The 21,541-nt window shown below is 46.4% G+C and carries 19 protein-coding genes and 5 pseudogenes; 13 read left to right on the plus strand and 11 right to left on the minus strand.

The window, feature by feature from the left end:
* Window positions 1-107: 107 nt before the first annotated feature.
* Together CGZ75_RS17905 and CGZ75_RS17910 are read right to left on the minus strand one after the other, a co-directional pair.
* Window positions 108-878 (minus strand): response regulator, encoded by a 771-nt coding sequence (locus CGZ75_RS17905; protein ID WP_089525573.1) that lies wholly within the window; start codon window positions 876-878, stop codon window positions 108-110.
* The gene (locus CGZ75_RS17910) at window positions 878-3,817 is read right to left on the minus strand and encodes a histidine kinase (protein ID WP_089525574.1); all 2,940 of its coding nucleotides are present in this window, start codon (window positions 3,815-3,817) and stop codon (window positions 878-880) included. Before CGZ75_RS17910 ends, CGZ75_RS17905 begins: the two co-directional genes overlap by 1 nt.
* 246 nt (window positions 3,818-4,063) lie before the next feature.
* Here CGZ75_RS17910 and CGZ75_RS17915 point away from each other — a divergent pair, with 246 nt between their 5' ends.
* The gene (locus CGZ75_RS17915) at window positions 4,064-7,720 is read left to right on the plus strand and encodes an S-layer homology domain-containing protein (protein ID WP_245850906.1); all 3,657 of its coding nucleotides are present in this window, start codon (window positions 4,064-4,066) and stop codon (window positions 7,718-7,720) included.
* A gap of 288 nt (window positions 7,721-8,008) precedes the next feature.
* On the opposite strand, the gene cysK is transcribed toward CGZ75_RS17915, so the two are convergent.
* The 4 genes from cysK to CGZ75_RS17935 are packed head-to-tail and all read right to left on the minus strand — an operon-like array spanning window position 8,009 to window position 11,564.
* Window positions 8,009-8,932: a cysteine synthase A gene (cysK, locus tag CGZ75_RS17920; protein WP_089525575.1), complete on the minus strand. Its 924-nt coding sequence runs from the start codon at window positions 8,930-8,932 to the stop codon at window positions 8,009-8,011.
* A 15-nt stretch (window positions 8,933-8,947) separates the two neighbouring features.
* Window positions 8,948-9,997, minus strand: coding sequence for an ABC transporter substrate-binding protein (locus tag CGZ75_RS17925; RefSeq protein WP_089525576.1), 1,050 nt, complete (start codon window positions 9,995-9,997; stop codon window positions 8,948-8,950).
* Between the two features lie 27 nt (window positions 9,998-10,024).
* A complete protein-coding gene (locus CGZ75_RS17930; RefSeq protein WP_089525577.1) occupies window positions 10,025-10,792 on the minus strand; it encodes an ABC transporter permease in 768 nt (255 codons plus the stop codon).
* A complete protein-coding gene (locus tag CGZ75_RS17935; RefSeq protein ID WP_089525578.1) occupies window positions 10,725-11,564 on the minus strand; it encodes an ABC transporter ATP-binding protein in 840 nt (279 codons plus the stop codon). The genes CGZ75_RS17930 and CGZ75_RS17935 overlap by 68 nt, the downstream gene beginning before the upstream one ends.
* Window positions 11,565-11,879: 315 nt before the next feature.
* On the opposite strand from CGZ75_RS17935, the gene CGZ75_RS17940 reads away from it, so the two are divergent.
* Together CGZ75_RS17940 and CGZ75_RS17945 are read left to right on the plus strand one after the other, a co-directional pair.
* The gene (locus tag CGZ75_RS17940; protein WP_089525579.1) at window positions 11,880-12,173 is read left to right on the plus strand and encodes an AbrB/MazE/SpoVT family DNA-binding domain-containing protein; all 294 of its coding nucleotides are present in this window, start codon (window positions 11,880-11,882) and stop codon (window positions 12,171-12,173) included.
* A gap of 1 nt (window position 12,174) precedes the next feature.
* Entirely contained in the window at window positions 12,175-12,582 is a 408-nt protein-coding gene (locus tag CGZ75_RS17945) for a type II toxin-antitoxin system death-on-curing family toxin (RefSeq protein ID WP_089525580.1), read from the plus strand.
* 57 nt (window positions 12,583-12,639) lie between these two features.
* Here the strand turns inward: CGZ75_RS17945 and CGZ75_RS17950 are convergent.
* A pseudogene (locus CGZ75_RS17950) lies at window positions 12,640-12,977 on the minus strand (winged helix-turn-helix transcriptional regulator).
* Window positions 12,978-13,150: 173 nt separating this feature from the next.
* Here CGZ75_RS17950 and CGZ75_RS17955 point away from each other — a divergent pair.
* The 3 genes and pseudogenes from CGZ75_RS17955 (at window position 13,151) to CGZ75_RS17965 (ending at window position 16,161) form a co-directional block, all read left to right on the plus strand.
* Window positions 13,151-13,543: a hypothetical protein gene (locus CGZ75_RS17955; RefSeq protein ID WP_089525581.1), complete on the plus strand. Its 393-nt coding sequence runs from the start codon at window positions 13,151-13,153 to the stop codon at window positions 13,541-13,543.
* Between the two features lie 501 nt (window positions 13,544-14,044).
* Window positions 14,045-15,345: pseudogene (locus CGZ75_RS17960) on the plus strand (NCS2 family permease).
* Between the two features lie 168 nt (window positions 15,346-15,513).
* The gene (locus CGZ75_RS17965; RefSeq protein ID WP_089525582.1) at window positions 15,514-16,161 is read left to right on the plus strand and encodes a 2OG-Fe(II) oxygenase; all 648 of its coding nucleotides are present in this window, start codon (window positions 15,514-15,516) and stop codon (window positions 16,159-16,161) included.
* Window positions 16,162-16,200: 39 nt separating this feature from the next.
* On the opposite strand, the pseudogene CGZ75_RS25995 reads toward CGZ75_RS17965, so the two are convergent.
* Window positions 16,201-16,353: pseudogene (locus tag CGZ75_RS25995) on the minus strand (IS30 family transposase); the annotation flags it as partial.
* On the opposite strand from CGZ75_RS25995, the pseudogene CGZ75_RS17970 reads away from it, so the two are divergent.
* Both CGZ75_RS17970 and CGZ75_RS17975 read left to right on the plus strand, forming a co-directional pair.
* A pseudogene (locus CGZ75_RS17970) lies at window positions 16,285-17,034 on the plus strand (amidohydrolase family protein); the annotation flags it as partial. The pseudogenes CGZ75_RS25995 and CGZ75_RS17970 overlap by 69 nt on opposite strands.
* Window positions 17,035-17,197: 163 nt before the next feature.
* Window positions 17,198-17,422 carry a DNA-binding protein gene (locus CGZ75_RS17975; protein WP_089525583.1) on the plus strand — a complete coding sequence of 75 codons (225 nt, stop codon included), beginning with the start codon at window positions 17,198-17,200 and terminating at the stop codon, window positions 17,420-17,422.
* A gap of 486 nt (window positions 17,423-17,908) precedes the next feature.
* On the opposite strand, the pseudogene CGZ75_RS17980 reads toward CGZ75_RS17975, so the two are convergent.
* Window positions 17,909-18,308, minus strand: a pseudogene (locus tag CGZ75_RS17980) (IS110 family transposase); the annotation flags it as partial.
* Between the two features lie 260 nt (window positions 18,309-18,568).
* Between CGZ75_RS17980 and CGZ75_RS17985 the strand changes: the two are divergent.
* A complete protein-coding gene (locus CGZ75_RS17985; protein WP_089525584.1) occupies window positions 18,569-19,417 on the plus strand; it encodes a DUF2268 domain-containing putative Zn-dependent protease in 849 nt (282 codons plus the stop codon).
* A gap of 9 nt (window positions 19,418-19,426) precedes the next feature.
* On the opposite strand, the gene CGZ75_RS26530 is transcribed toward CGZ75_RS17985, so the two are convergent.
* Window positions 19,427-19,687: a transposase gene (locus tag CGZ75_RS26530; RefSeq protein ID WP_141136808.1), complete on the minus strand. Its 261-nt coding sequence runs from the start codon at window positions 19,685-19,687 to the stop codon at window positions 19,427-19,429.
* Complete coding sequence (locus tag CGZ75_RS17990; protein ID WP_089525585.1) at window positions 19,636-19,980, minus strand: hypothetical protein; 345 nt, start codon at window positions 19,978-19,980, stop codon at window positions 19,636-19,638. The genes CGZ75_RS26530 and CGZ75_RS17990 overlap by 52 nt, the downstream gene beginning before the upstream one ends.
* 193 nt (window positions 19,981-20,173) lie before the next feature.
* Here CGZ75_RS17990 and CGZ75_RS17995 point away from each other — a divergent pair, with 193 nt between their 5' ends.
* The 4 genes from CGZ75_RS17995 to CGZ75_RS26255 are packed head-to-tail and all read left to right on the plus strand — an operon-like array spanning window position 20,174 to window position 21,516.
* Window positions 20,174-20,713: a GNAT family N-acetyltransferase gene (locus CGZ75_RS17995; protein WP_089525586.1), complete on the plus strand. Its 540-nt coding sequence runs from the start codon at window positions 20,174-20,176 to the stop codon at window positions 20,711-20,713.
* Complete coding sequence (locus CGZ75_RS18000; protein ID WP_089525587.1) at window positions 20,710-21,165, plus strand: GNAT family N-acetyltransferase; 456 nt, start codon at window positions 20,710-20,712, stop codon at window positions 21,163-21,165. Before CGZ75_RS17995 ends, CGZ75_RS18000 begins: the two co-directional genes overlap by 4 nt.
* On the plus strand, window positions 21,162-21,428 hold the full coding sequence (locus tag CGZ75_RS26250; protein WP_281255119.1) for a hypothetical protein: 267 nt from the start codon (window positions 21,162-21,164) through the stop codon (window positions 21,426-21,428). The genes CGZ75_RS18000 and CGZ75_RS26250 overlap by 4 nt, the downstream gene beginning before the upstream one ends.
* Window positions 21,409-21,516 carry a hypothetical protein gene (locus CGZ75_RS26255; RefSeq protein ID WP_281255120.1) on the plus strand — a complete coding sequence of 36 codons (108 nt, stop codon included), beginning with the start codon at window positions 21,409-21,411 and terminating at the stop codon, window positions 21,514-21,516. Before CGZ75_RS26250 ends, CGZ75_RS26255 begins: the two co-directional genes overlap by 20 nt.
* Window positions 21,517-21,541: the final 25 nt, after the last annotated feature.

Consider the following 21,541-nt stretch of genomic DNA (forward strand, 5'->3'; position numbering starts at 1 on the left):
AACCGATTCCGGTTATGGATTTTTGCTTTCCCCAGATAAAAACAGGCCGAGCCTTTTCATTCTCCACTCGGAGCCGTCGCATGCAAAGCCATAGCCGCATGAGAATGTTACCATCCAGATTCCCAACCATAGGCCCACAGATATCCTTTGGATTCTAGCAGAGGGGCATCCGGCCTCTCTTTTGGTTTCATTACGATGCTATTATTCGTATTCATAATATAACCATCATTCATTCGTTCGATGACGATGGGAATATCAAGTTCCATAAACAGCTGACGCATCCGATAAATTGTATTATACAAATTAGAAAGCGCACGTTTTTCATCCACGTTCGCCCAAAGATCATCGATAATTCTCCACTTTTGGCATAATTTATTTTCATGAAGGAGCAAATAGTAAAACAACTCCTCCGTTATACGGGTAGGCCATTTCACAAGCTGCTCTCCTTTCATAACGGATGCTTCTCCATATAACTGAACATCGAGTTCCTTCTTATGAGCTAGCTTTGGTCTTTGCCCATAATACTTCTGAAGGCGTTCATCAAGTTGCTTCACTATATTCATGGTCAACGGTTTTAAAAGATAATCCAGGGCTTGCACGCGAAAGGCTTGTACGGCATATTGTTGGTGAGCGGTCGTGAAGATTACAGGTACGTCAATACCGTTCTCCACTAAGTTCTGAGCAAGCTGAAGTCCCGTCATTCTTGGCATTTCAATGTCGAGCACGAGTGCGTCCAATTCCAGCTTCGGAATTTCCTGCAGCGCATCGAACGGCGATTCGAAGCAGCCTACAACTTGAAAGGGGCCATACGTTTCAAGCAATCTGGCATGCAGGCCTAGAATCGGTTTCTCATCCTCCACGATGATGATTTTCCACATTACTCTTGTCCCTCCTTCAGGGGAATCATTATTTGAATGGTTGTTCCATTGCCCGGCGACGAGTTAATCTCCAGGCTTCCTTGGGTGAGATCATGGACGCGCCGACGAACATTAGTAAAGCCGATTCCGGTCTTGGCATTCGCTCCCCTCATTAACTGAGCGCACTGCCTGGCGGACATGCCTACGCCATCATCGGCGACGCATATGTTTAAGAAGGATTCGTGCAAGGAAACGGTGACCTGAACGTGACCTGGACCTTCCTTATCGAATAGGCCGTGGCGAATCGCATTCTCAACTAAAGGCTGTAGGAGCAGACTAGGAATCCGAACATGCTCCACGGCAACGGACGGATCGATGTCACTAGCGAAGGTCAACCGCTCGCCAAATCTAGCCTTTTCCACCTCTACATAGGCCTCGATAATCTCCATTTCCTTCTGGAGGGTAGAGAATTGTCCATCCCGGCTCGTCTCAAATATATAACGCAAGAAAGAACTGAGCATCGTTAGCAGATGAGCTGCACGCTCTCCATCCGTATAACAGAAGGCAATAATGTTGCTAAGCGCGTTATAGAGAAAATGCGGTTTGATTTGGGTTTGCAGAAATGCCATTTCATACTGGATCGCCTTCAGCATAGACTGCTTCGTTTGTTCTGTGGCGTTCAAGCGAGCCATTAAGGTCTCTTTGGAAAAAGGCTTTAGTAAATAATCATTAGCGCCAGCAGCGAAAATCATCTCAATATGTCTGGGATATTCGGAAGAAATCATCATTAAGATCGGCAGGTCCATTAAGGATGCCTGGGTACGGATTTGCCGCAGCAATTCCAAACTATTCATGTCGCCAGGAATGATATCATCTACGATCATCATCGCGATTTCAGGATGATTGCTATAATACTCAAGTGCTTCTTGAGCCGTATAAGCGATTCGCACCGTGTAGGTATCCCCCAGCATGTCCCTCATGACTTCCGCATGCATCGCGTCATCATCGACAATCAAGAGCGTTCCTAACGCCCGATCTTCCACATGCACCACAGATTGTAGGTTGTATTCAGGCTCGGTTACGGTAACCGGATCTTTAAATTCGCTAAAAGCTAGTGTGACCGTAAAGCGAATTTCGCCTTGTAAATGTTCATATGTGATGCCTCCGTTCATCTGTTGAATGAGTTCCTCCGTCATCATGAGCCCCGAAGAATGCGGGCGATCCCGATTCGTCGACGTTGATTCACCGGCAGACGTCACTCGAAGCAGGACATCCGTGCCGACCTGCATAGATTCAATGGTCAGTCGGTCTTCTGTGGTATCGTGAGAGATCTCTGTCATAATCCGGATGAATACCTGCGTCAAACGCTGCTCATCTGCCCATACGTAAAGCTGTTTCGGAATCTGTTCGTTGATTAGGATCTTCTTTTTCGTGAAGGTAAACTGCATCAGTTGAATGACATGGAGGATGACCATCCGAAGATTAGTGGATTTAAGCTGAATCGCGTAATCATCAAATCGAATGCGGGTAAAATCATGCAGATCTCTCAATAAGTACACCATGTTCCCCATTAGCTGTTCAGCCAAGTACAATTGCTCCGCTTGCTTCTCGCGACTGGGCTCCCGGGTAATCGCCCCCACTAGATGAATGGCATCATGCAGAGGCCTTTGCAAATCCTGAGTCGTGACTTTCAAGAAAGCATCCTTTGCATCGTTTGCCTTCTGCAGTCTGGTGCTAAGTTGCTCTGATTCCTCAGCCCGGTTCATCAGACGTATGCCAAGAAAAACATTCATCATCACGAGAAACCCAATAAATCCAATACGATTCATGTGGTTCCGCCCTGTGAAGAATAAACTATCCGATGAAGCGCTTATAGCGAATACGGCTAGAAACAGAAGCATCAATAAAAGGATGAAGGCTTCATTTCTACTTATATTAATTCGCTTTTTTAGCGTCAAATAGAAGATGCGAATAATAATGCCTAGGATTAATGCATCGAAGTAATACAAGAGCGGATACTGCGTAACCGATATTGTTCTGGCGGGGAGCACCGCATTTAAGAATGCATAGACCAGGATCGGCAGAAAAAGTAGAAACATCGTCTTTCGACTCATAATGGAAGGAATCATTTTAACGATAAAGACAATGAGCAAGATGGCGGCCAGGAAGGTAACGGTGTCCTGCAGGCGAAAATAGAGCTCAAAGGGAAACGACGGGAACTCCCGAATGAATAACCGCTCTCCTCGCAGGACAATGACCAACGCCAACAGCAGAAAGTGCAGCCCACTATACAAGAAGGCTTCGTCCTTCGTTCGCAACAAGTAGATCGTCATATGGAACATGCTGAAAAGAAGCAACCATAAGGTGGCCGTCCACTCCAGGGAAAGATCTCGCTGCACGTCTTCCTTCATCTGCTCGGCGTCGCCGAAATCGATCGGCAGGATGATGCCGCCTCTCGTGTTGTAGAAATTGGATGCATGAATGGTAAGAAGGAGCTGTCGGCTGCCCGGTTTAAAATAGGCTTCATAGGAAGGATTGTCCGGGGTTGTCGTTTGTTTGGTTGCGGCCACTGTTCCTATTTTTGAGAGGGGTATGCCATCGACGTAAATGGTGTGGGCGGACCAAATATTTCGAACGCGGAGACCAAGCTCATCTGACCAGTAGTCGGGCAGGTATACGATTAACTGATAGGAGCCCCACTCGACATCCGACGCCCAAGGACCGGGTACCGGCAGTTGATCGGCTTCACCATTAAATTCAGTCGGGTCGACAAAAGCTTCGGCGGTAAATTTCCAATCGCCAGCTAACGATACAAACGGTGAATCCTTGAGCTCTTGCAAGTTAAGTACGCCGTCTACGGCTTTGATTTTGACGGCGCCTGTGTCCTGGTCGCTAAAAATGATATAGAGAATGGCGATTAAGGCGCATATTGCACCCAGATAACCAATTAGTTTCTTCATACATAGTCACACCCCTATGGATACTATCATAGGGGAATGATCTCTCAAAAATCTACCTGTCGACAGATGTCGAATTTGAGAGATATTTGAGAGATACTTCTGATATGTTGGAATTAGCAATTTTTACAATATACTTCGTTGGAGGGTGTTGTAGCACAGTTTATTTATTCATGATTATGGGATAAGGGGTCACAGGTCGGTGTAGATTGTCATAGGGTTACTAAACTTACAGGATGGGTGAATTAGTTGAAAAAAACGAAAACGATAATCTCGATAATAGTGGCAACGCTGTTAATTATTACGAATATGCCGATGGCATATGCGCTCTCGCCGGTAGCAGAGGTTTACTATAATTCCGGAACGAGTGTCTATGATTCTAGTGATTTTGAGAGCCAATTGAATGATGCTGTTAAAGCTAAGCTGGTAGCGGGAGGCGTAAATCCTAAATATGTGTCGATCATGGACGCGAGCGCAGACCGGACAACGGTAACGGATACGACTTATGTGCATAACGGATATGACAGCTGGTATATAAAAAATGGTGGTTTTGGAGCTACCCCTCCGATGGTTGAAACCCCCGATTATAATCATGTTCAAATTTCCAATGGAGGCAACACGTTAACCTTCTATGGCTATACCTCACCTGCTTATAAGGATTTCATGCTGACGCAAGGAAGCCCTTCAGGCAAAAAAATCATCACCTTCGACATGGATGAATCCAAAGTGGATTACCACAGCATGGAAGGCGGCGGTTTTCTATTTAATACGGAGATCGACGGCAACGGAAAATTAAGCGGTTATTCGATTTTATATGTTCAAGGTGCTGTCAAAGTATATAAAATCGATGGTGTGGACGCAACCGCACTACATAATGAGACGGGAAGAGCTTTGAGTTCCATGCCAGGCGTTACCCAAATCGGAAATTTCTCGAAAGGGGCATCCACTCACCACAGCATTAAAGTCGTCGCAACGGATACGACGTTGAACATGTGGGATAATGGTGACCAAATCATTCGAAATTTAACCCTTCCGGATGTTTACGGGAATGAATTCGGTCCGATCGTTAGCCATATAGGCCATGGCTGCGGGATTATCTCGATTTTTGCATTTGATAATATGAAGTTGTTTTCGACTTCGAGCAAGCCATTGGATGTAGCCGCGGATAAGATCAATTGGGGAACGTCGCCGCTGCGTTATATCGTGAACATTAACGATGACCCTCGCGGAGAATTAGACGGGGGAACGAATCAATCCAAACTGACGGAGTCGTTCGATAGGAGCGGCGCACAATATATTGGAGTAACCAGCGCCACGTATGAGAGCATCGACCAAACGTTTATCGACGGCATTATAAACGGCGGTCAACATGTTAATTCCAATAAGTCCAGCACGGATATCATTCAAGAAATTGCTGATCGAATCGCGAACCAACTCATTTCAGATTATAAAGATGGTATTCTAGCCATTGAAAAGGCAGAGGACAAAACCGATATCCGGTATCAGCCCGGAGAAACGAAAAACTCGGTGAAAAACAATCTTACGCTACAACAAGACGATGGCGTAACCACCGTCTGGTCCTCTGACCAGCCGTCGGTCATCGCGCCAGATGGAACCGTGAAGAGGCCGGTAATCGCTCAATCGGGAACTTATGTAACCTTGACGGCAACTATCACCAAAGACGGACTTACAAGCGAGAAGACATTTACGGTTTATGTGAAAGCAGCTGACCCAGCTCCTTTAGGCGATTTGTCGGCTGTTGCAGGCAATCAGCAATTGACATTAAAGTTCCCTGCTTTAACAGGGGCAACGAGTATCGTTGTTGAACAATCTACTGATGGAACAAACTTTACTCCGGTTAGCCCGGTGGAGACGCTGGATGCTGCTTCAACAAGTGCAACCTTAACCGGATTAACGAACGGCGAAACCTACTATTTCCGACTGAACGTCGGATCGGGTCCATATGCGGGTCTGTCCAATGTGGTCGATGCCTCGCCTTCAAAATCGTTGACCACTTTGTCGGCCGTTGCAGGCAGTCAGCAAGTGACATTGAATTTCCCTGCTCTAACGGGGGCAACGAGCATCGTTGTTGAACAGTCTACCGATGGAACCAACTTTACTCCGGTTAGCCCGGTGGAGATGCTGGATGCTGCTTCAACAAGTGCAACCTTAACCGGATTAACGAACGGCGAAACCTACTCTTTCCGATTGAACGTGGGATCAGGTTCATATGCAGGCGTGTCCAATGTGGTCGATGCCTCGCCTTCGGAACCAATCACCACTTTGTCGGCCGTTGCAGGCATTGAACAAGTGACATTGAATTTCCCTGTTTTGACGGGGGCAACGAGCATTATTGTAGAACAATCTACGGATGGAACTACCTTTAGACCGGTTAGCCCATTGGAGACGCTGGATGCTGCTGCAATAAGTGCAACGTTAGCGGGTTTATCGAGTAACGAAACCTACTATTTCCGATTAAACGTGGAATCGGGTCCATATGCAGGCATGTCCAATGTAGTTACTATCAAACCAAACGCGCCTGCTGAAGTCCCACCTGTAGAAGTTCCACCTACAGGAAATACGGATGTTGTACAACAGCCTGCACCTACAATGAAACCGGAAGTCATTGTTTCGGACCAAGCGAACGGTGGCAAGGTCGTTCAGGAGATCATTACGAAGCTCGTCGGAAACAACTTGAAAGTGTCAGGGGAAATAATATCAGCAAACGGCCAAAAGCTGAATCTGCCGAATATTGTGATGAACCAAGACGGCAGCTTTACGCTTCCGCAACTCCCATCTGGCGAATATACCTTGTCGCTGAACGTGTTTGCGCCTAACGGAGAGAAGCTGGCGGGTCCTGCCGGTAAGCTAACTGTTGATAGCAATGGAAAGGCAAAGTTAGCGGTTGATCTGGTCGATCCATATGGTACTATTCTCGATAAGGTGACAAATCAGCCTGTTGCAGGAGTAAATATGCAATTGTATTGGGCGGATACGGAACTGAATCGTTCCAAAGGCAGAGTGCCGGGAACGCTTGTTCAACTTCCTGAGCTTCCGGATTTTGCGCCGAACAAAAATCACAACCCACAGATTAGCTCAACCAGCGGTCAATACGGCTGGATGGTTTACGCAGATGGTGATTACTACTTTACAGGTGAGAAGAATGGTTACATTATTTTTGACAGTCGTGCCGATAAGCGTGAAGAGCGTTTTGGGGATGACAGCTTTATTAAAGACGGCCTCATCCATGTCGGAGACACGATCGTGGAATTCAGTTTCTCTACAAAGCCGAAAGTGAAGGCAACAGGCGATCATAGTGCTTACATGGTTGGATATCCAGATGATACTTTCCAAGCGGATCGAGGAATTATCCGGTCGGAGATGGCTGCAATCTTGTCCCGTTTGTATACATCTGCAGCGGACTCTAACAAAGTATCGTATTCGGATGTAAGTGCAAAACATTGGGCTGCGAATGCGATCACGACTGCATCCAACAATGAATGGATGGTCGGATTCAGCGACAAGACTTTCAAGCCGAAGAAACAAATCACTCGGGCGGAATTCGCGCAGATCCTCATGAATGTGTACCAATGGGACACCGCACAGGGGAGCACATATACGGACGTAGCTGGACACTGGGCTGAAAAAGCCATCGCAACGGCCCAGAAGCAAGGTATGCTGTTGGATTTTACGGAGAAGAACTTCAATCCGAATCAATCCATTACGAGATTAGAGGTCATTAGAATCCTTAATGGGCTGCTGGATCGTAAACCTTGGGATATCAAGGTTGGACCGGAATGGACCGATATTCCGGAAGATCACAGCAATTATGTAGACATCATGGAAGCTTCGATTCCGCATTCGTTCGAGCAGCTTGAAACTGGAATTGAAAATTGGAAGGAATAGTGGTGGCAGCGAGCTGTGGCTTTTAATAGTCACGGTTCGCCTCTATACTACCTAAAGCCCGCTCTGTAAGCGGAGCAGAGTGCCGAGAAACCCGCGTCTTTTTTCAAGACGGTAGGGTTTCTCTTTTTATTCAGACCAAAATGAAGAGGGCTAAGGAGGATTATTCCTCTTTAGCCCTCTTCTCGTTGAGAAACGCCATCTTCTTCATTATCTGCACGGCTGCAGTCGTTCTATATGCTCCCTTTTTCCTCTTAGCGTGTAACTTGCGCAACCTGTCTCACCAAATACCTAGAAAAAGATCCCCATACTCAAGTAGCGTTCGCCCGTATCCGGGGCGATGCACAGCACCCGTTTGCCCGGGCCGAGACGGCGGGCTTCCTGAAGTGCCGCCCAGACGGTGGCGCCGGCGGACGGGCCGACGAGGATGCCTTCGCGGGAAGCGAGATTGCGCGTCGTTTGCACGGCGTCTTCGTCCTCCACCTGCACGATCTCATCGTAAACGTTCGTATTCAGAATCGCGGGCACGAATCCGGGGCTGGTGCCGACGAGCTTGTGGGGACCAGGCTCTCCGCCAGAGAGGACTGGCGAGCCCTTAGGTTCGACGACGAGAATGCGGATACCCGGCAGCTTCTCCTTCAGGACTTCGCCGGTTCCGGTAATCGTGCCGCCCGTTCCCGAGGAGGCGACAAAGGCGTCGAGACGGCCATCCATCTGCTCGATAATCTCGAGAGCTGTTGTCGTGCGGTGAATGTCCGGGTTTGCCGGGTTCTCGAATTGCTGCGGGATGAAGCTGTTCGGAATTTGTGCGTTTAGCTCCTGCGCTTTGCGAATCGCGCCAGGCATGCGCTCCGCTGCCGGAGTCAGCACGACTTCCGCGCCGTAAGCCTTCAGCAGGTTGATACGCTCTTTGGTCATGTTATCCGGCATGATCAGAATTGCCTTGTAACCTTTGGCTGCTGCATTCATCGCGAGGCCGATGCCGGTATTGCCGCTCGTGGGCTCAATAATCGTTGCGCCTGGCTGCAGCCGACCGTCTAGCTCGGCCTGAGCAATCAGGTTATAAGCGGCACGGTCTTTTACACTGCCACTCGGATTAAACATTTCAAGCTTGATGTACACCTCGGCATCGTTCGGGCCGACGAGACGATTAATGCGGACCGCCGGGGTGTCGCCAATCAATTCGATTACGCTGTTCACTATTTTTTTGCTCATTGCCTTGGGTGCTCCCTATTTCTCTGACTTAACTTCTTCAAGCATCGACAAGTCGACGAATTCGCTCAGGTCAAGGGTATCGACCGTAATATCTTTAATATAACCCGCTTCGATGGACACCTTCGCCATTTCTTCGATTGCTTCCTTACTGACATCGGAAGTGATGTGGCAGCGGGCCAGAGCAGCCTTAATCAGCTCGACGTCCATCGCTTTGCCCGTCAGCTCTTTCAGCTGGTTGTTAATCGAGGCATAGGCTTCGTCTGGAGATTTCTCAATGAAGTCGATGGCTTGAAGGTTAGCCTTAATCGCGGCTTTGACCAGATCGCGATGCTCTTTAATAAATTTATCACTCGCGACCATGATCGACAGCGGATAGTCGCCGTTATTTGGAGGAATCTTGTTCCAGTCGACGAGGATGGAGCCAATGCCCTCTTGCTCCATTTGAGTCCCCCACGGCTCTGGAATAAGAGTCGCGTCGATCTCCTTCTGGCGCATCGCAATAAGCGTGTCGGCAGGCGCGCGAGCGATGATCTGTACGCCCGTGGAATCGTCCGTTACTTTAAGGCCGGCCTGCTGGAGCAGCAGGCGTAGGGAGATTTCGTTTGTGCTTCCCTTGGTTGGAATCGCGACTGTTTTGCCAACGAGGTCTTTCACATCGGTGATTCCCGAATCCTTGCCTACGACGAGCACGGCGCCGCCGTTATTGGAGCCGGAGACGACGCGGAAGTTTTTCGATTTCACGTATTGGTTCGTGGACGGACCGGGACCGACTGTACCGAGGTCGATCTCTCCTGTAGCCAATGCGGTGGAAAATTCGGAGCCGTTATCAAACGAAAGCACTTCGATTTTCACGTTGTCTCCAAACTCTTTCTGGAAGTAGCCTTTATCAAGCGCGACATAACTCGGTGCATGTGTAATGTTTTTGAACACGCCGAGACGGACGGTGATCGCTTTGGAGGATGATCCTTCGGATCCGCTCGGAGCCTCACTGTTTTTGCCGCCACAGGCGGTCAGTACCGTCATGGTCAGGACCACGGAAACAAGAGTGGTGATCAGCTTTTTCATCTACTATACCTCTTTCGTAAGTTGAATTTATTTCTTAACACCGGCTAAGCCATAACGGACAAGAATTTTTTCCTCAAGCTTCTTGAAGCAGAAGTGGTCGGAGATCGTTCCGAGAATGCCGATGATGAAAACGACCGACAAGATGAGCGCTGTATCGCCAAGATCGCGACCGGCCTGCAGGTTCTGGCCAAGCCCGACGCCTCGGGCAATTAGCTCACCGGCGACAAGCGCGCGCCAAGCGAACGCCCACGCCACCCGTACCCCGGTGATCAGATGAGGGAATGATGCGGGAACCATGATTTGAAAAAACATGCGAAATCCCGTACCGGTTCCGAGCGTCTGAGCTGCTTTAGTATAAATAGGAGGGATGTTGATAATACCTGTTCGGCTTGACATTGCCATCGTCCAGGTAGCTCCCAGCGCGGTAATGAAAATAACCGAAGTGTCGCTGAGGCCGAACCAGATGATTGCGAACGGGAGCCAAGCGATGCTTGGCACCGTCTGCAAGGCGACGACGAGAAAGCCGAGCGTTTCGTCCAGCCACCGATAGCGGGCGAACAAGAAGCCGAGCACCGTGCCAATGAAGATCGAGATGACAAACGCGGTTAGCAGCCGCTTCATGCTTTGGTAGGTCGCTTCGAGCAGGTTACCGTCAACGAATCCATAGTACAGCGTCTCAAAAGTCTGAAGCGCCGAAGGAAACTTCCAGGAAGGCCAGCCGATCAGTCTATATGCCGCTTCCCATGCCAGGATCAGAATCGCCAGGAACAGCGTCCTTCTTAAGGCTGTACTCATCGCCCATTTCCTCCTTGATGACTTTATCGATCTCGTCCCGCAGGCACTCCATAATGCTATTCTCTACATGATGAAGCAAAGAGTCCGCCTTGTGACGGGGCCTTGCGGCTTGAACCTTGAATTCCTTTTTGATCGCTCCCGGGCGAGTCGACATGACGACGACGCGATCGGAGAGCATGACCGCTTCGCGGATGTTATGAGTAACGAACAAAATGGTTTTCTTCGTGCGCAGCCAGATGTCCTCGAGCTCGCGGTGTAAAATCAGCCGGGTCTGTTCGTCCAGAGCAGCGAAGGGTTCATCCATCAGCAAAATGTCAGGATCCATTGCCAGCGCACGCGCGATGGCAGCACGTTGTCGCATACCGCCGGACAACTCATGTGGATACCGATCGACGAACTTGCTAAGGTGCACGGATCGGATCTGCTCCATCGCGAGCTCCGTCCGCTCCTTTTTGCCGATGCCTTTCTGCTTAAGTCCAAAGGCGACGTTCTCCAGAACGGTCAGCCATGGGAAAAGAGCATGCTCCTGAAATACGACAACGCGGTCCGGCCCGGGTCCTTTTACCTGCTTCCCTGCAACCTCGACCGAACCCGTCGCTGTTTCGAGTCCCGCGACCAGGTTCATCAGGGTGGACTTTCCGCATCCTGAAGGGCCAAGCAAAGACACGAATTCGCCTTTGCCGATTGTTAAACTGACATCGTCCAAGGCCGTAAACAGCTCGCTCTGACCCCGGGATTGGAATTGTTTCGTGACATTCCGGATTTCTATCAACACGGCACCCCCTATTGTTCAATGTCAATTATATAACGAATATAATCTCTATTTATCTTATCGGAATTAATAATTAAATTCTATCGGAATAGCCAATGATGTCAACGGAAATTTGTGTGTTATTGTCCCGATTGGGATTTGTTTACCTTAGGGTCGCTTTTTTTGCTGGCTTGGATTGCGGTGCGGTGATAGACGCAGGTTGGACTGGCTTTAAAGTACCGCTCAATTCTGATAAGATGTACATATATTATAAAGTTATTACTGTAATAAGGTATTACTTTATTCATGACGATCATACTATAGGAGGAACCTCGAATGAATGGTGTGATTAAAGTGACAAATGATAAACCGAATGTGACCCGATATTCCCGAAAAGTAGGGAGAATGGGCAATAGTTTGGGAGTCAGCTTGCCCAAAGGCTTGGCAACCAAGCTCGATATTTCGCAAGGTGATGAAATTGAATTTATTGAAAATGACCGTGGGGAAGTAATCGTAAAGAAAGCTCGGCAAAACAAACTTCCTGAACATGTTCGTCCTGAAGTTCTTGAAGCTTTTTTTGATGTATTTGAAGAGGATGAAGGGATTCTTGAAGACCTGAGGAACCGATGAGATGACGCTCTTTTTGACCAAAGAGGAAGTCGTCTCAGCCCACTATTTCATGATGAAAAAAATGAATGATATGAAGCAGTCAGGCGTCAAGGATCACGGCTTGCTGGAATCTGCTGTTCATAGGCCTGGGCAAAGTATCTTCGGAGAAGATGCTTACGCAACCATATTTGATAAGGCTGCAGCATTGCTGGAATCTCTGGTGAAAAACCATTGTTTTCACAATGGCAATAAGCGAACGGCGTATCTCGTTTCTAAATCCTTTTTGATTCTAAATGGATATCATCTGCACATGGAACGTGAATATGCAGTTGAGTTTGTCGTAGATATTGCAGTAGGAGTACACTCGTTTGAAGCGATCGTGCATATTTTAAAAGAACATTCGGTACCCGTGGACAGTAAAAGAAGATGACTTCTGTGAATTCAGGAAGTCATCTTTTATTTGTTTAAGCCAGACCCGCCTTTAAATTTAATTCCGATGAAATTGCCCACTAATGAATTTTTCTCCCCACTGGCACAGTTGATCCAAAACTGATTTAAGCGATTCTCCACTTTCAGTCAATTCATAAACGACTTTCGGTGGAACTTCATTGTAGACGGTCCTGAAAATAATGACGTCATCTTCCAATTCTCTAAGCTGCTGCGTTAACACTTTTTGCGTAATACGGGCATTGCTTTTTTTAGCTCATTCGTTCGTTTGGACCCGTAGGCCAAGTGGCATAAGATCAGTGTTTTCCACTTCCCGCCGAGTACATCGAGAGTAGCTTCTGCAGGGATATTGTATCTGTTTTTCGGCTGTAATTCCATGAATCAACCTCCTGTCGATGGACGAAGTCACATCAAAAACACAGGTACTTTTTGGTGCCTATATCACCATTTGGTGCTAATGGCACAATAAAGTGCGTTCTTCTCTATTGTTATTATATGGAACATACTCTCTACATACCAGTAATTCAAACCTAAATGTGGAGGGAAACAAAATGACACAACGCTTATTGATCGCCGGAGGATACGGTATTGTCGGCAGCGCACCAATGACGGTAGGCGATTCGGAGAGTTTCATTGGCCGGGCACTTATTCGGGAAAGCGGAAAATGGGCCTGGATCGAAGCCAATACGAGCCCTAGGCATGTCGAGTTGACCGACGGATCTATTTTGGAAGGTCTCCCCATGGGGCTGCTTGATGTACCAAGCTTAGCGGCAGCTACTGGCGCGCCGAATATCCGGTTTGATTTTATAGTGGGGGAATCCATCGGGATTCGTGCTGGGTATGTGGCATCCCAGGATCTTTATATTGAAATGGAAGGCGTATTGCAATCGGGTCAGCCGTCCAAGCGGCAATGCTCCTGCAGAGGGCGGAATACAACTTCCTGAGATGCTGGTGCCGGTGGATGCAGCTATCGCGCGTCTGGAGCAGTTCGGTGTACGGGTTTTTGACCAGGCATGAACGTACAGTTCTAATTAAACTAAGGAAGCGGGGAAAAGAAGATGAAAGTATTAGTCGTGGTAAGCCATCCGAGAATTAATTCGTTAACGTTTGCGATTACCAGATGTGTGAAGCGGTTAGGTTCCAATGCTTTTTCATTTGTAATAGAAAATGCTGTAATGTTCGTATTTTACGAATATTATATTAGAAAATTCTCAAATAGTTCGTAATTTTAATTAAAAATCACGTAAATTCGTTGACATCCCATCCGGAATTGAGTATTCTAACCAAGGAAACGAACATCTCATATATATCCTCAACAATCTGGTTTGAGGGTCTTTAGTAGGAGCCTAACAATCCTAGCTTTGAGTATGGGCGCGTGTACTTTAGCGCATCCTATACTATGTTTAGGATTATTTTATTTTCGGAGGATGTAGCGAATGGAAACATTGTTTAAACTCAAAGAAAGAAACACTACAATTAGGACGGAAATTCTGGCTGGCATTACTACGTTTTTTACGATGGTATATATCGTCATTGTGAATCCCGGTGTGCTTAGCGAAGCTGGAATGGATTTTAACGGCGTGTTTGTAGCAACGGTACTAGCAAGTATGATTGCAACATTAATTATGGGACTTGCTTCGAATTATCCGATAGCCATAGCGCCTGGAATGGGGCTTAATGCTTACTTTGCTTTTAGTGTTGTAGGTGGCGAAGGGATTTCGTGGCAGACGGCGCTCGGAGCCGTTTTTGTTGCAGGAATAATATTCGTGTTATTATCTTTAACTTCATTTCGATATATGCTGTTGGATGCAATTCCTTCAAGCTTAAAGCATGCAATTACGGTAGGTATTTAGGTATTGGATTGTTCATCACATTTATTGGACTGCAGAGCTCCGGAATCATCGTGGACTCTCCCGCAACATTGCTTACGTTAGGTTCGCTTTCTGCACCTATGACGCTGCTCACTATCATCGGACTTATTGTGTCGCTTGTGCTCATGTCCTATCGAGTAAAGGGCTACCTATTCATCGGGATGCTTGTTGCGGCGGTCATTGCAGCATTCATGGGATTGCTGAATTTGCCCGAAAAGTTCATGTCGATGCCAACCGGACTTTCGGCGACTGCGTTTCAAATGGATATTGGCGGTGTTTTCTCAAATGGGCTTTATGCCGTAATCTTCACTTTCCTGCTCATTACGTTATTCGATACGACTGGGACCATGCTTGGAGTTGCTGAGCAAGCGGGATTGACGACCAAGGATGGAAAGTTCCCTCGTTCGCGTGGAGCGTTGCTTGCGGATGCTGTAGGGACAACAGCAGGTGCAGTTCTGGGAACAAGCCCAACGTCGGCGTATATTGAATCCAGTGCCGGTGTTGCAGTAGGCGGCAGAACTGGGCTGACAGCAGTGACGGTAAGTGTGCTTCTTGGGCTAACGTTATTTTTCTCGCCAATTGTAGCCGTGCTTGCTGCTGTTCCAGCCATTACAGCACCTTCGTTGATCATAGTCGGATTCTTAATGATTAGTGTCGTATCCAAAATTGACTGGAGCGACTTTGAGGTTGTATTCCCTGCGTTCTTGATTATCGTGCTTATGCCTTTGACTTATAGCATTGCTACAGGGATTGGCGTTGGTTTCATTGCGTACCCGATCCTAAAAGCTGTGAAGGGCAAGTGGCGTGAGGTTCATCCGATTTTCTACTTGTTCGCTGTGTTATTTTTTGTTCAGCTTGTGTTCTTCGCTCATTAAAAAGGTTGAACATAAAAACCCCAGTCCGCATACGGGCTGGGGTTTTTGATGTATGGAGGTGCGGACAGTTTGATTATTTTGATTTTTCTGAATTCAAAAGGGTGAATAGTTCCAGTTTATGCTATGGTATTCCTTGGTGAATGTCATAACTATAGGGGCTGCATAAAAATGATAGGGGATACCACAGAAAAAGAGCGGACGATATTTGATCATACTGGGAATTCAATCAAGACAGAAGATCGAGAGATTCGTATTCTTGCCAAGTATGAGGCGCCATTGGTTGTCGTACTAGGAAATGTGCTTAGCGATGAGGAATGCGATGAGCTAATAAAACATTCTAGGGAACAATTGCAACGTTCAAAAGTAGGTGGAGATCATGCAGTCAATCCGATTAGAACGAGCAGTGGGGTTTTCTGTGAGCAGAATGAGACGGTAGTAAGAATCGAGAAGCGATTCTCTCAAATTATGAATATTCCAATCGAGCACGGTGACGGCTTGCAAGTTCTGATGTATACCCCTGGTCAAGAGTATCAACCTCATCATGATTTCTTTGCAGAAACGAGTCGAGCAAGTGCTAACAATCGAATTAGTACGCTCGTGATGTACTTGAATGATGTAGAGGAAGGCGGGAAAACGACATTCCCCATGCTTAATATCTCCGTTATTCCTAACAAAGGCATGGCTGTTTACTTTGAATATTTTTACAACAATCAAGAATTAAACGATTTTACTCTACACGCAGGTACACCAGTGATCAAAGGAGAAAAGTGGATTGCAACGATGTGGATGAGAAGACAAGCCCTTCGCTTACCCTAGATGTGGCGAGTTGTTCATCTGTAACGGAAGCGAAGTCATGCTCTTTCCTCGGCTATAGACAACCGTATCTAGTTCCCAATAGCCGAACGTGGTACAGTTGTGGATTTCCTGTGGAAGCTTGCTGATCGGATTGCCAATAGGGAAGCGGCCGCGTGTCTCTACTGGTTTTTGACGGTTACCATTATGCTGAAGGACGCGATGCGTAGCGGCGCTACCTTCGTTGGCGGCGTTGATCCGGCTACCGTTGACGAGAACATCGAAAAATCACTGCAAACGATCATGGAAATTGCCGTTGAAGCCAACGCGGGTATTGATGTACATATTCACGATCGCGATCATCTCGGTATTTTTACCATGAGAAGACTCGCCGATCTGACGGAGGAAACGGGCTGGCAAGGAAGAGTGACGGTCAGCCATGCCTTCGGTTTTGCAGGAGCCCCTGCGGGTTCTGCGGCCGAGCTTGCAGAGCGGTTCGCCGCACTTGGTATTACGGTTACATCCACCGTTCCGCTCGGCGGTCTTATTATGCCTATTCCTATGCTGCATGAAAAAGGAGTTAAAGTTGAGCTCGGGCATGACAGCATTACAGACCATTGGTCACCGCTTGGTAACGGTGATATTTTGGAGAAGGTAGGACGTTTAGCGGAAGTGTACCGTTGCATTGATGAATTATCCTTGGCTCAATCGCTCGGTTTTATTACAGGCGGCCAAACGCCGCTGAATCGAGCAGGGCAGAGAGAATGGCCTGCCGTCGGCGATGAAGCCAGTGTCGTTTTCGTGCATGCAAGCTGTTCTGCGGAAGCAGTGGCGAGAAGATCGAAGCGGCAAGCCGTTATGTATAAAGGAAACATCGTTTCGGGCACGCTAAGTTAATAGATGGGTACGGGAAAGAGGCCAATAACGGTCTCTTTTTTCCATTCAAACGATATACATGATAGTTGTTGCGGATCGGTTTAGGAAAAAGCCTGAACATCTGTTATAATAAGAGGATGAAGTCAGTGGAGATATTGGCTAAGAAGAGGAAGGATGCGACGACATGAATGCATTCGAAGACTGGAACCAAAAAGTAAAAAAGACCTTTAACGCTACAAGTACGGAAGATGTTTTAACGGTTACGGAAGCAGGTAATTTGTTAGGCCTTTCTAAAGACCAGATGAAATCCTTTGCAGATAAGAGCAATCTCACCAAAGTGCCGATCATGAGAAGTGTCCATAGGTACCTCTTATTGAAAAGTGAGATAGATGAGCTAGTAAAGAAATAAGCACAAGTCACCTTCAGAGCGAACACCAATGAGGTGTTTTTTTTATTGTGGGGGCTTGCTCCATCAAACCTGTCAGAGAGTACCGCATAGGGTGCTCTCTTTTTTGTATGTAGGAAACCCAGTAAACTCCCCGTTGCTAATACCATGGATTGGAAATATAATATTTTCCAATTGAAGTAAAAAAGAAGGTGGATGCTTACCGAGATAAACCTTAATCCATACAATAAGGGATTAGTGTAATAATAAGGAAACGTCAATATTGAACAAACCTAGAACGGTAGCTCAATATATCAAAAGAAGGCTGTCGATACAAATGGACCGGCAGCCTTCTCAATTATCTAGGTATATAAAGACTTATAACTTTTTACAATCAAATGCAAAGCGCGGTAGGGGCTAGCGGCATTAAACTCCCTCGGTACGATTTAGTTTTCTCACGAATGCTCGCTTATTCGCAGGATTTCACCCTTGCCAGAAATGCAGAAAGATAGAGTAGTAGCCGTTCTTGACCATGTCCGCAATGACGAGCGCGTCCTTTTTGTCGCTCTTGGATGGCGTATTGTCGCGGTTTTCCTTATTCTTTTTCACCAGATGAGGGTTAACGAGAACAACTTCAAACTGATGATTTGCGAGCCAGTTAGAGAGATTATGCCAGTAATGACCGGTTGGTTCCATGCCCACAATGGCTGCAGTTAGGGTATGAGTCGCTTGGAGCGATTGGATCCAGCGAATAAGGTTTTGAAAGCCTTCTTCGTCATTCGAGAAGGATAGGGGATGACCAAGCGCGATCCCCCGAAAGTTAGCCGTACGTGCCACATGGGTTTGTTGAGCGATATCGATGCCGACGATCAATGAGTTGATTTTGTTTATCCTGCGCTTCAAACTTCATAGTAGAGCGTCCTCCTGGATGATGGGATTTTAAGGGCTATGACCCGTTGCGTACTCCCATCGTACCGAGGCGCTTTTCTTTTTTCAAAGACGAAATTAATCCATCTACAGGAATGCTAACGGGCAGTTTAACACAATTCCAAAAAAGGAATTGATTAATTTCCCAAGAATATTTAAGGTGAAATATCCAATCTTTGGAGGAATGAAATGACTGCGATGCTGTGTCTAAAATTTAAAAATTATATTATGGGAGTTGTTTAGATGAGAATAATAAAAATGATTGACAACTACAATGAGATGTGTGACATGACAAAAATTCAGGGCAAATTTAACGCTTATAAGTGTTATACTGAGAAATATCCAGATTTATATGACGGTATTTTTAAGTATTTTTATATGACTGATATTAGCAATTTGCAATCAATGATAGAACAGTGTGACTTTAATTCTTGTCTTGCGAAAGCGAAAGAAAATATAAATAACGGTATTGTTGATAAGATTGTCAATACAGTGAATAAAACCATTAAATTGTTGAATTATCATGGTGATTTTGATTTATACATTGGGCTTGACCTAGGTATGCACGGAGGCGTTGCACTTCCGGTTAATCACGGAAACCCCTATGCTTACATTGGAATTGACCGAAATATAAGTGAATCAAACGTCGAGTCATTAATTCCGCATGAACTAAATCATATGGTGCGCGGTGCTATTTTACAAAACATAGATATGTTTGACTTCACCGAACGGGTAATATCGGAAGGTTTGGGCACTTATTGTCCTGTCGCTTTCAGATATGGCAGCTGTGATTTTGACTTAACTATTGAGATAGTGGCGGAAGTAATGGGATTGCCAATAAATAAAACAATGGAACTCATGAATAATAAAAATTTGTTAGAAAAGGCGGTTGTAAACGAATTTGGGACACCCTTGACCGCAGAGAAAATGAGTCAGTTTTTTATGTGGAGTGGTGATGATGCTACCGAATATCCTTTAAGCGGATATTTCATTGGTATGTATATAATTCACGATTTAATCACCAAAGGGTACACAATCTGTGAATTAACTGCAATGTCATCACAGGTTATTTATCAAAATTATACAAAATAAGCGTTATCCTTATTCACCTTTGTTCCCAACAATAAAGGCTGTGTTTTCTAGCGATTCGCACACCGGACCATCGTGCTTAGAACCAACCGTCTCGGTGACTTGAAGGGGTTGCATCGTTTGAGCCTGCAAGGCTACATGCAACTTTACCGCAGCACGTTCTCCGTGGTAAGGTGCCCATGGCAAGCGTGTTTTTCCCACCGTCATGGTCGTAGAGTCGATCAGCAGCAATTCTTTAGGAAAGCCAGTTTCCGCCGTGTTTCTCGGTTGCATTTGCGGACGATGAGGTGAAAGATTTCCTTAAATACCGCAAACGGTACATCAGCTGCTTTGCCGGAAAAAGAAGAGTAGTGCACGGGGCACAAACCGCTGCTGGCCGCATGATCCGCTCCAAAACGATAGCTGGACCATTCTTCACTGGCTGCAACACTCCAATACAAGAACAAATCATAGACCGATAATTTCCGGGCGTTGTCCACATAGCCGACAGCTTGGACCACAAGCTCGACTTCATCGGGTGTCAATACAGTTTGAAGGATAGATGGAATCAGGGTAGACTTTTTCATGGAGTCGCCACCTTTAGGTTGTTTGTAGGGGTACAAACATTTTACCGAGTTGGCGACTCTTTTTCTACCATTTAGTGGTTAATCAACAGGCCTGTTACAGACGCTGCTAAGGGATCTTACGATCCTGAAACTCGCGTCTCGGTGGAACGATGAAGCCAGATTATCTGCGATTAGGCGAAGGAGAAGAAGTAATATGTGGCTTGAAACGGACCGTCTTATCATACGGGAGTTCACACATGAGGACACTGCTTCCGTTCATCAATACGCCTCGGATATCGAAGTGACCAAACACACGATTTGGGGGCCGAATACGGAAGAAGAGACCCGTGAATTCATTGAGCGAGTAGTCGAAACGCAGGGGCAACAACCACGTGTAGACTATGAACTAGCAGTAGTGTTGAAAGTCAGCCATGAACTAATCGGAGGCTGCGGCCTCCATACTTCAGACCCGCGGCAAGCTGAAATCGGTTATTGCTTCAATCCTACATTTTGGCGAAAAGGATATGCATCAGAGGCCGTAGGGGCTCTGGTTCAATTCGGATTCGGAGAGCTTGGCTTACACCGCACCTATGCGAGATGCCGTCCTGAAAACACGGGCTCTGCGAAAGTCATGGAACGCATCGGCATGAAATATGAGGGCCATTTGCGTGGGCATATGTGGTACAAAGGGGTATGGCATGATTCTTTACAGTATTCGATCTTGGAAGATGATTATGCTGGAGGGCGATTATGAACATTAGAAGGGCCACAGAGAAGGATATCGAAACACTGATCTTGATGCGATGGGAATTTACTTTTGAGCATCAACCAGAAGTAAACGGTGATTTCGAGGTTTTTGCAACGGAGTGCCGTGCGTTTCTTGAACAAGCTATGCGGGGCGAACGCTGGTATATTTGGGTTGCAGATATAGATGGAATCGTCGCATCCCATATGTACATCCAATTAATCGATAAAGTGCCGCGGCCAGGACGAATTACATATCCATTTGCCTATATGACGAACGTCTACACCGATCCTGGATATCGGTCACAAGGCATCGGCAGCCAACTGCTTAAGGCTATTCAGAAGTGGTCAGAGGAGAATAAGTTTGAATTTATTATCGTATGGCCTAGTGATGAGGGCAGGGAATTCTATGCTCGGAATGGATATAGGCTATGTGTCGATCCGATGGAGCTTCACTTGTGAGAGAAAAACCTCAAGCGATTAAGCGAAATCAAGATGTTATCATGGCATTTTCGAAGCCACAAATGAAGGAATTGTTGTCTATATATGGATTATCGTTCGAATACGAGCAAGATGAAGATGGCCGTTACTCTGGGTCAATTGAACAAATTGATGATATTGTAGCAGACGCCGAGACGCTTGAAAAACTCAAATATGAACTATCAAGGCACTTGATTGAATATGCAATTGACTATGAAGATAATTATGCTCGTTACTATAAATAGTCCCAATCGCCATAATCATGCGCCGTATATTCTACGTGTGTTATTGGAAGAAGACATTGATTCGGTAGCAAATATGCTACATGCCTAGTTGGAGTGACTTGGAAAGTTTCTTA

The organism is Paenibacillus herberti (genome assembly GCF_002233675.1).
In the GTDB taxonomy this organism is placed as follows: domain Bacteria; phylum Bacillota; class Bacilli; order Paenibacillales; family Paenibacillaceae; genus Paenibacillus_O; species Paenibacillus_O herberti.

Bases quoted from the DNA above. Each gene is read 5' to 3' on its own strand.
- cysK (WP_089525575.1), bottom strand. From the start codon at position 8,932: ATGAGCAAAAAAATAGTGAACAGCGTAATCGAATTGATTGGCGACACC.
- CGZ75_RS17965 (WP_089525582.1), top strand. From the start codon at position 15,514: ATGATAGGGGATACCACAGAAAAAGAGCGGACGATATTTGATCATACT.
- CGZ75_RS17940 (WP_089525579.1), top strand. From the start codon at position 11,880: ATGAATGGTGTGATTAAAGTGACAAATGATAAACCGAATGTGACCCGA.
- CGZ75_RS17995 (WP_089525586.1), top strand. From the start codon at position 20,174: ATGTGGCTTGAAACGGACCGTCTTATCATACGGGAGTTCACACATGAG.
- CGZ75_RS26530 (WP_141136808.1), bottom strand. From the start codon at position 19,687: ATGCAACCGAGAAACACGGCGGAAACTGGCTTTCCTAAAGAATTGCTG.
- CGZ75_RS17975 (WP_089525583.1), top strand. From the start codon at position 17,198: ATGAATGCATTCGAAGACTGGAACCAAAAAGTAAAAAAGACCTTTAAC.
- CGZ75_RS17925 (WP_089525576.1), bottom strand. From the start codon at position 9,997: ATGAAAAAGCTGATCACCACTCTTGTTTCCGTGGTCCTGACCATGACG.
- CGZ75_RS17985 (WP_089525584.1), top strand. From the start codon at position 18,569: ATGAGAATAATAAAAATGATTGACAACTACAATGAGATGTGTGACATG.
- CGZ75_RS18000 (WP_089525587.1), top strand. From the start codon at position 20,710: ATGAACATTAGAAGGGCCACAGAGAAGGATATCGAAACACTGATCTTG.
- CGZ75_RS17945 (WP_089525580.1), top strand. From the start codon at position 12,175: ATGACGCTCTTTTTGACCAAAGAGGAAGTCGTCTCAGCCCACTATTTC.
- CGZ75_RS17990 (WP_089525585.1), bottom strand. From the start codon at position 19,980: ATGAAAAAGTCTACCCTGATTCCATCTATCCTTCAAACTGTATTGACA.
- CGZ75_RS17955 (WP_089525581.1), top strand. From the start codon at position 13,151: ATGACACAACGCTTATTGATCGCCGGAGGATACGGTATTGTCGGCAGC.
- CGZ75_RS17930 (WP_089525577.1), bottom strand. From the start codon at position 10,792: ATGAGTACAGCCTTAAGAAGGACGCTGTTCCTGGCGATTCTGATCCTG.
- CGZ75_RS17910 (WP_089525574.1), bottom strand. From the start codon at position 3,817: ATGAAGAAACTAATTGGTTATCTGGGTGCAATATGCGCCTTAATCGCC.
- CGZ75_RS26255 (WP_281255120.1), top strand. From the start codon at position 21,409: ATGCTCGTTACTATAAATAGTCCCAATCGCCATAATCATGCGCCGTAT.
- CGZ75_RS17905 (WP_089525573.1), bottom strand. From the start codon at position 878: ATGTGGAAAATCATCATCGTGGAGGATGAGAAACCGATTCTAGGCCTG.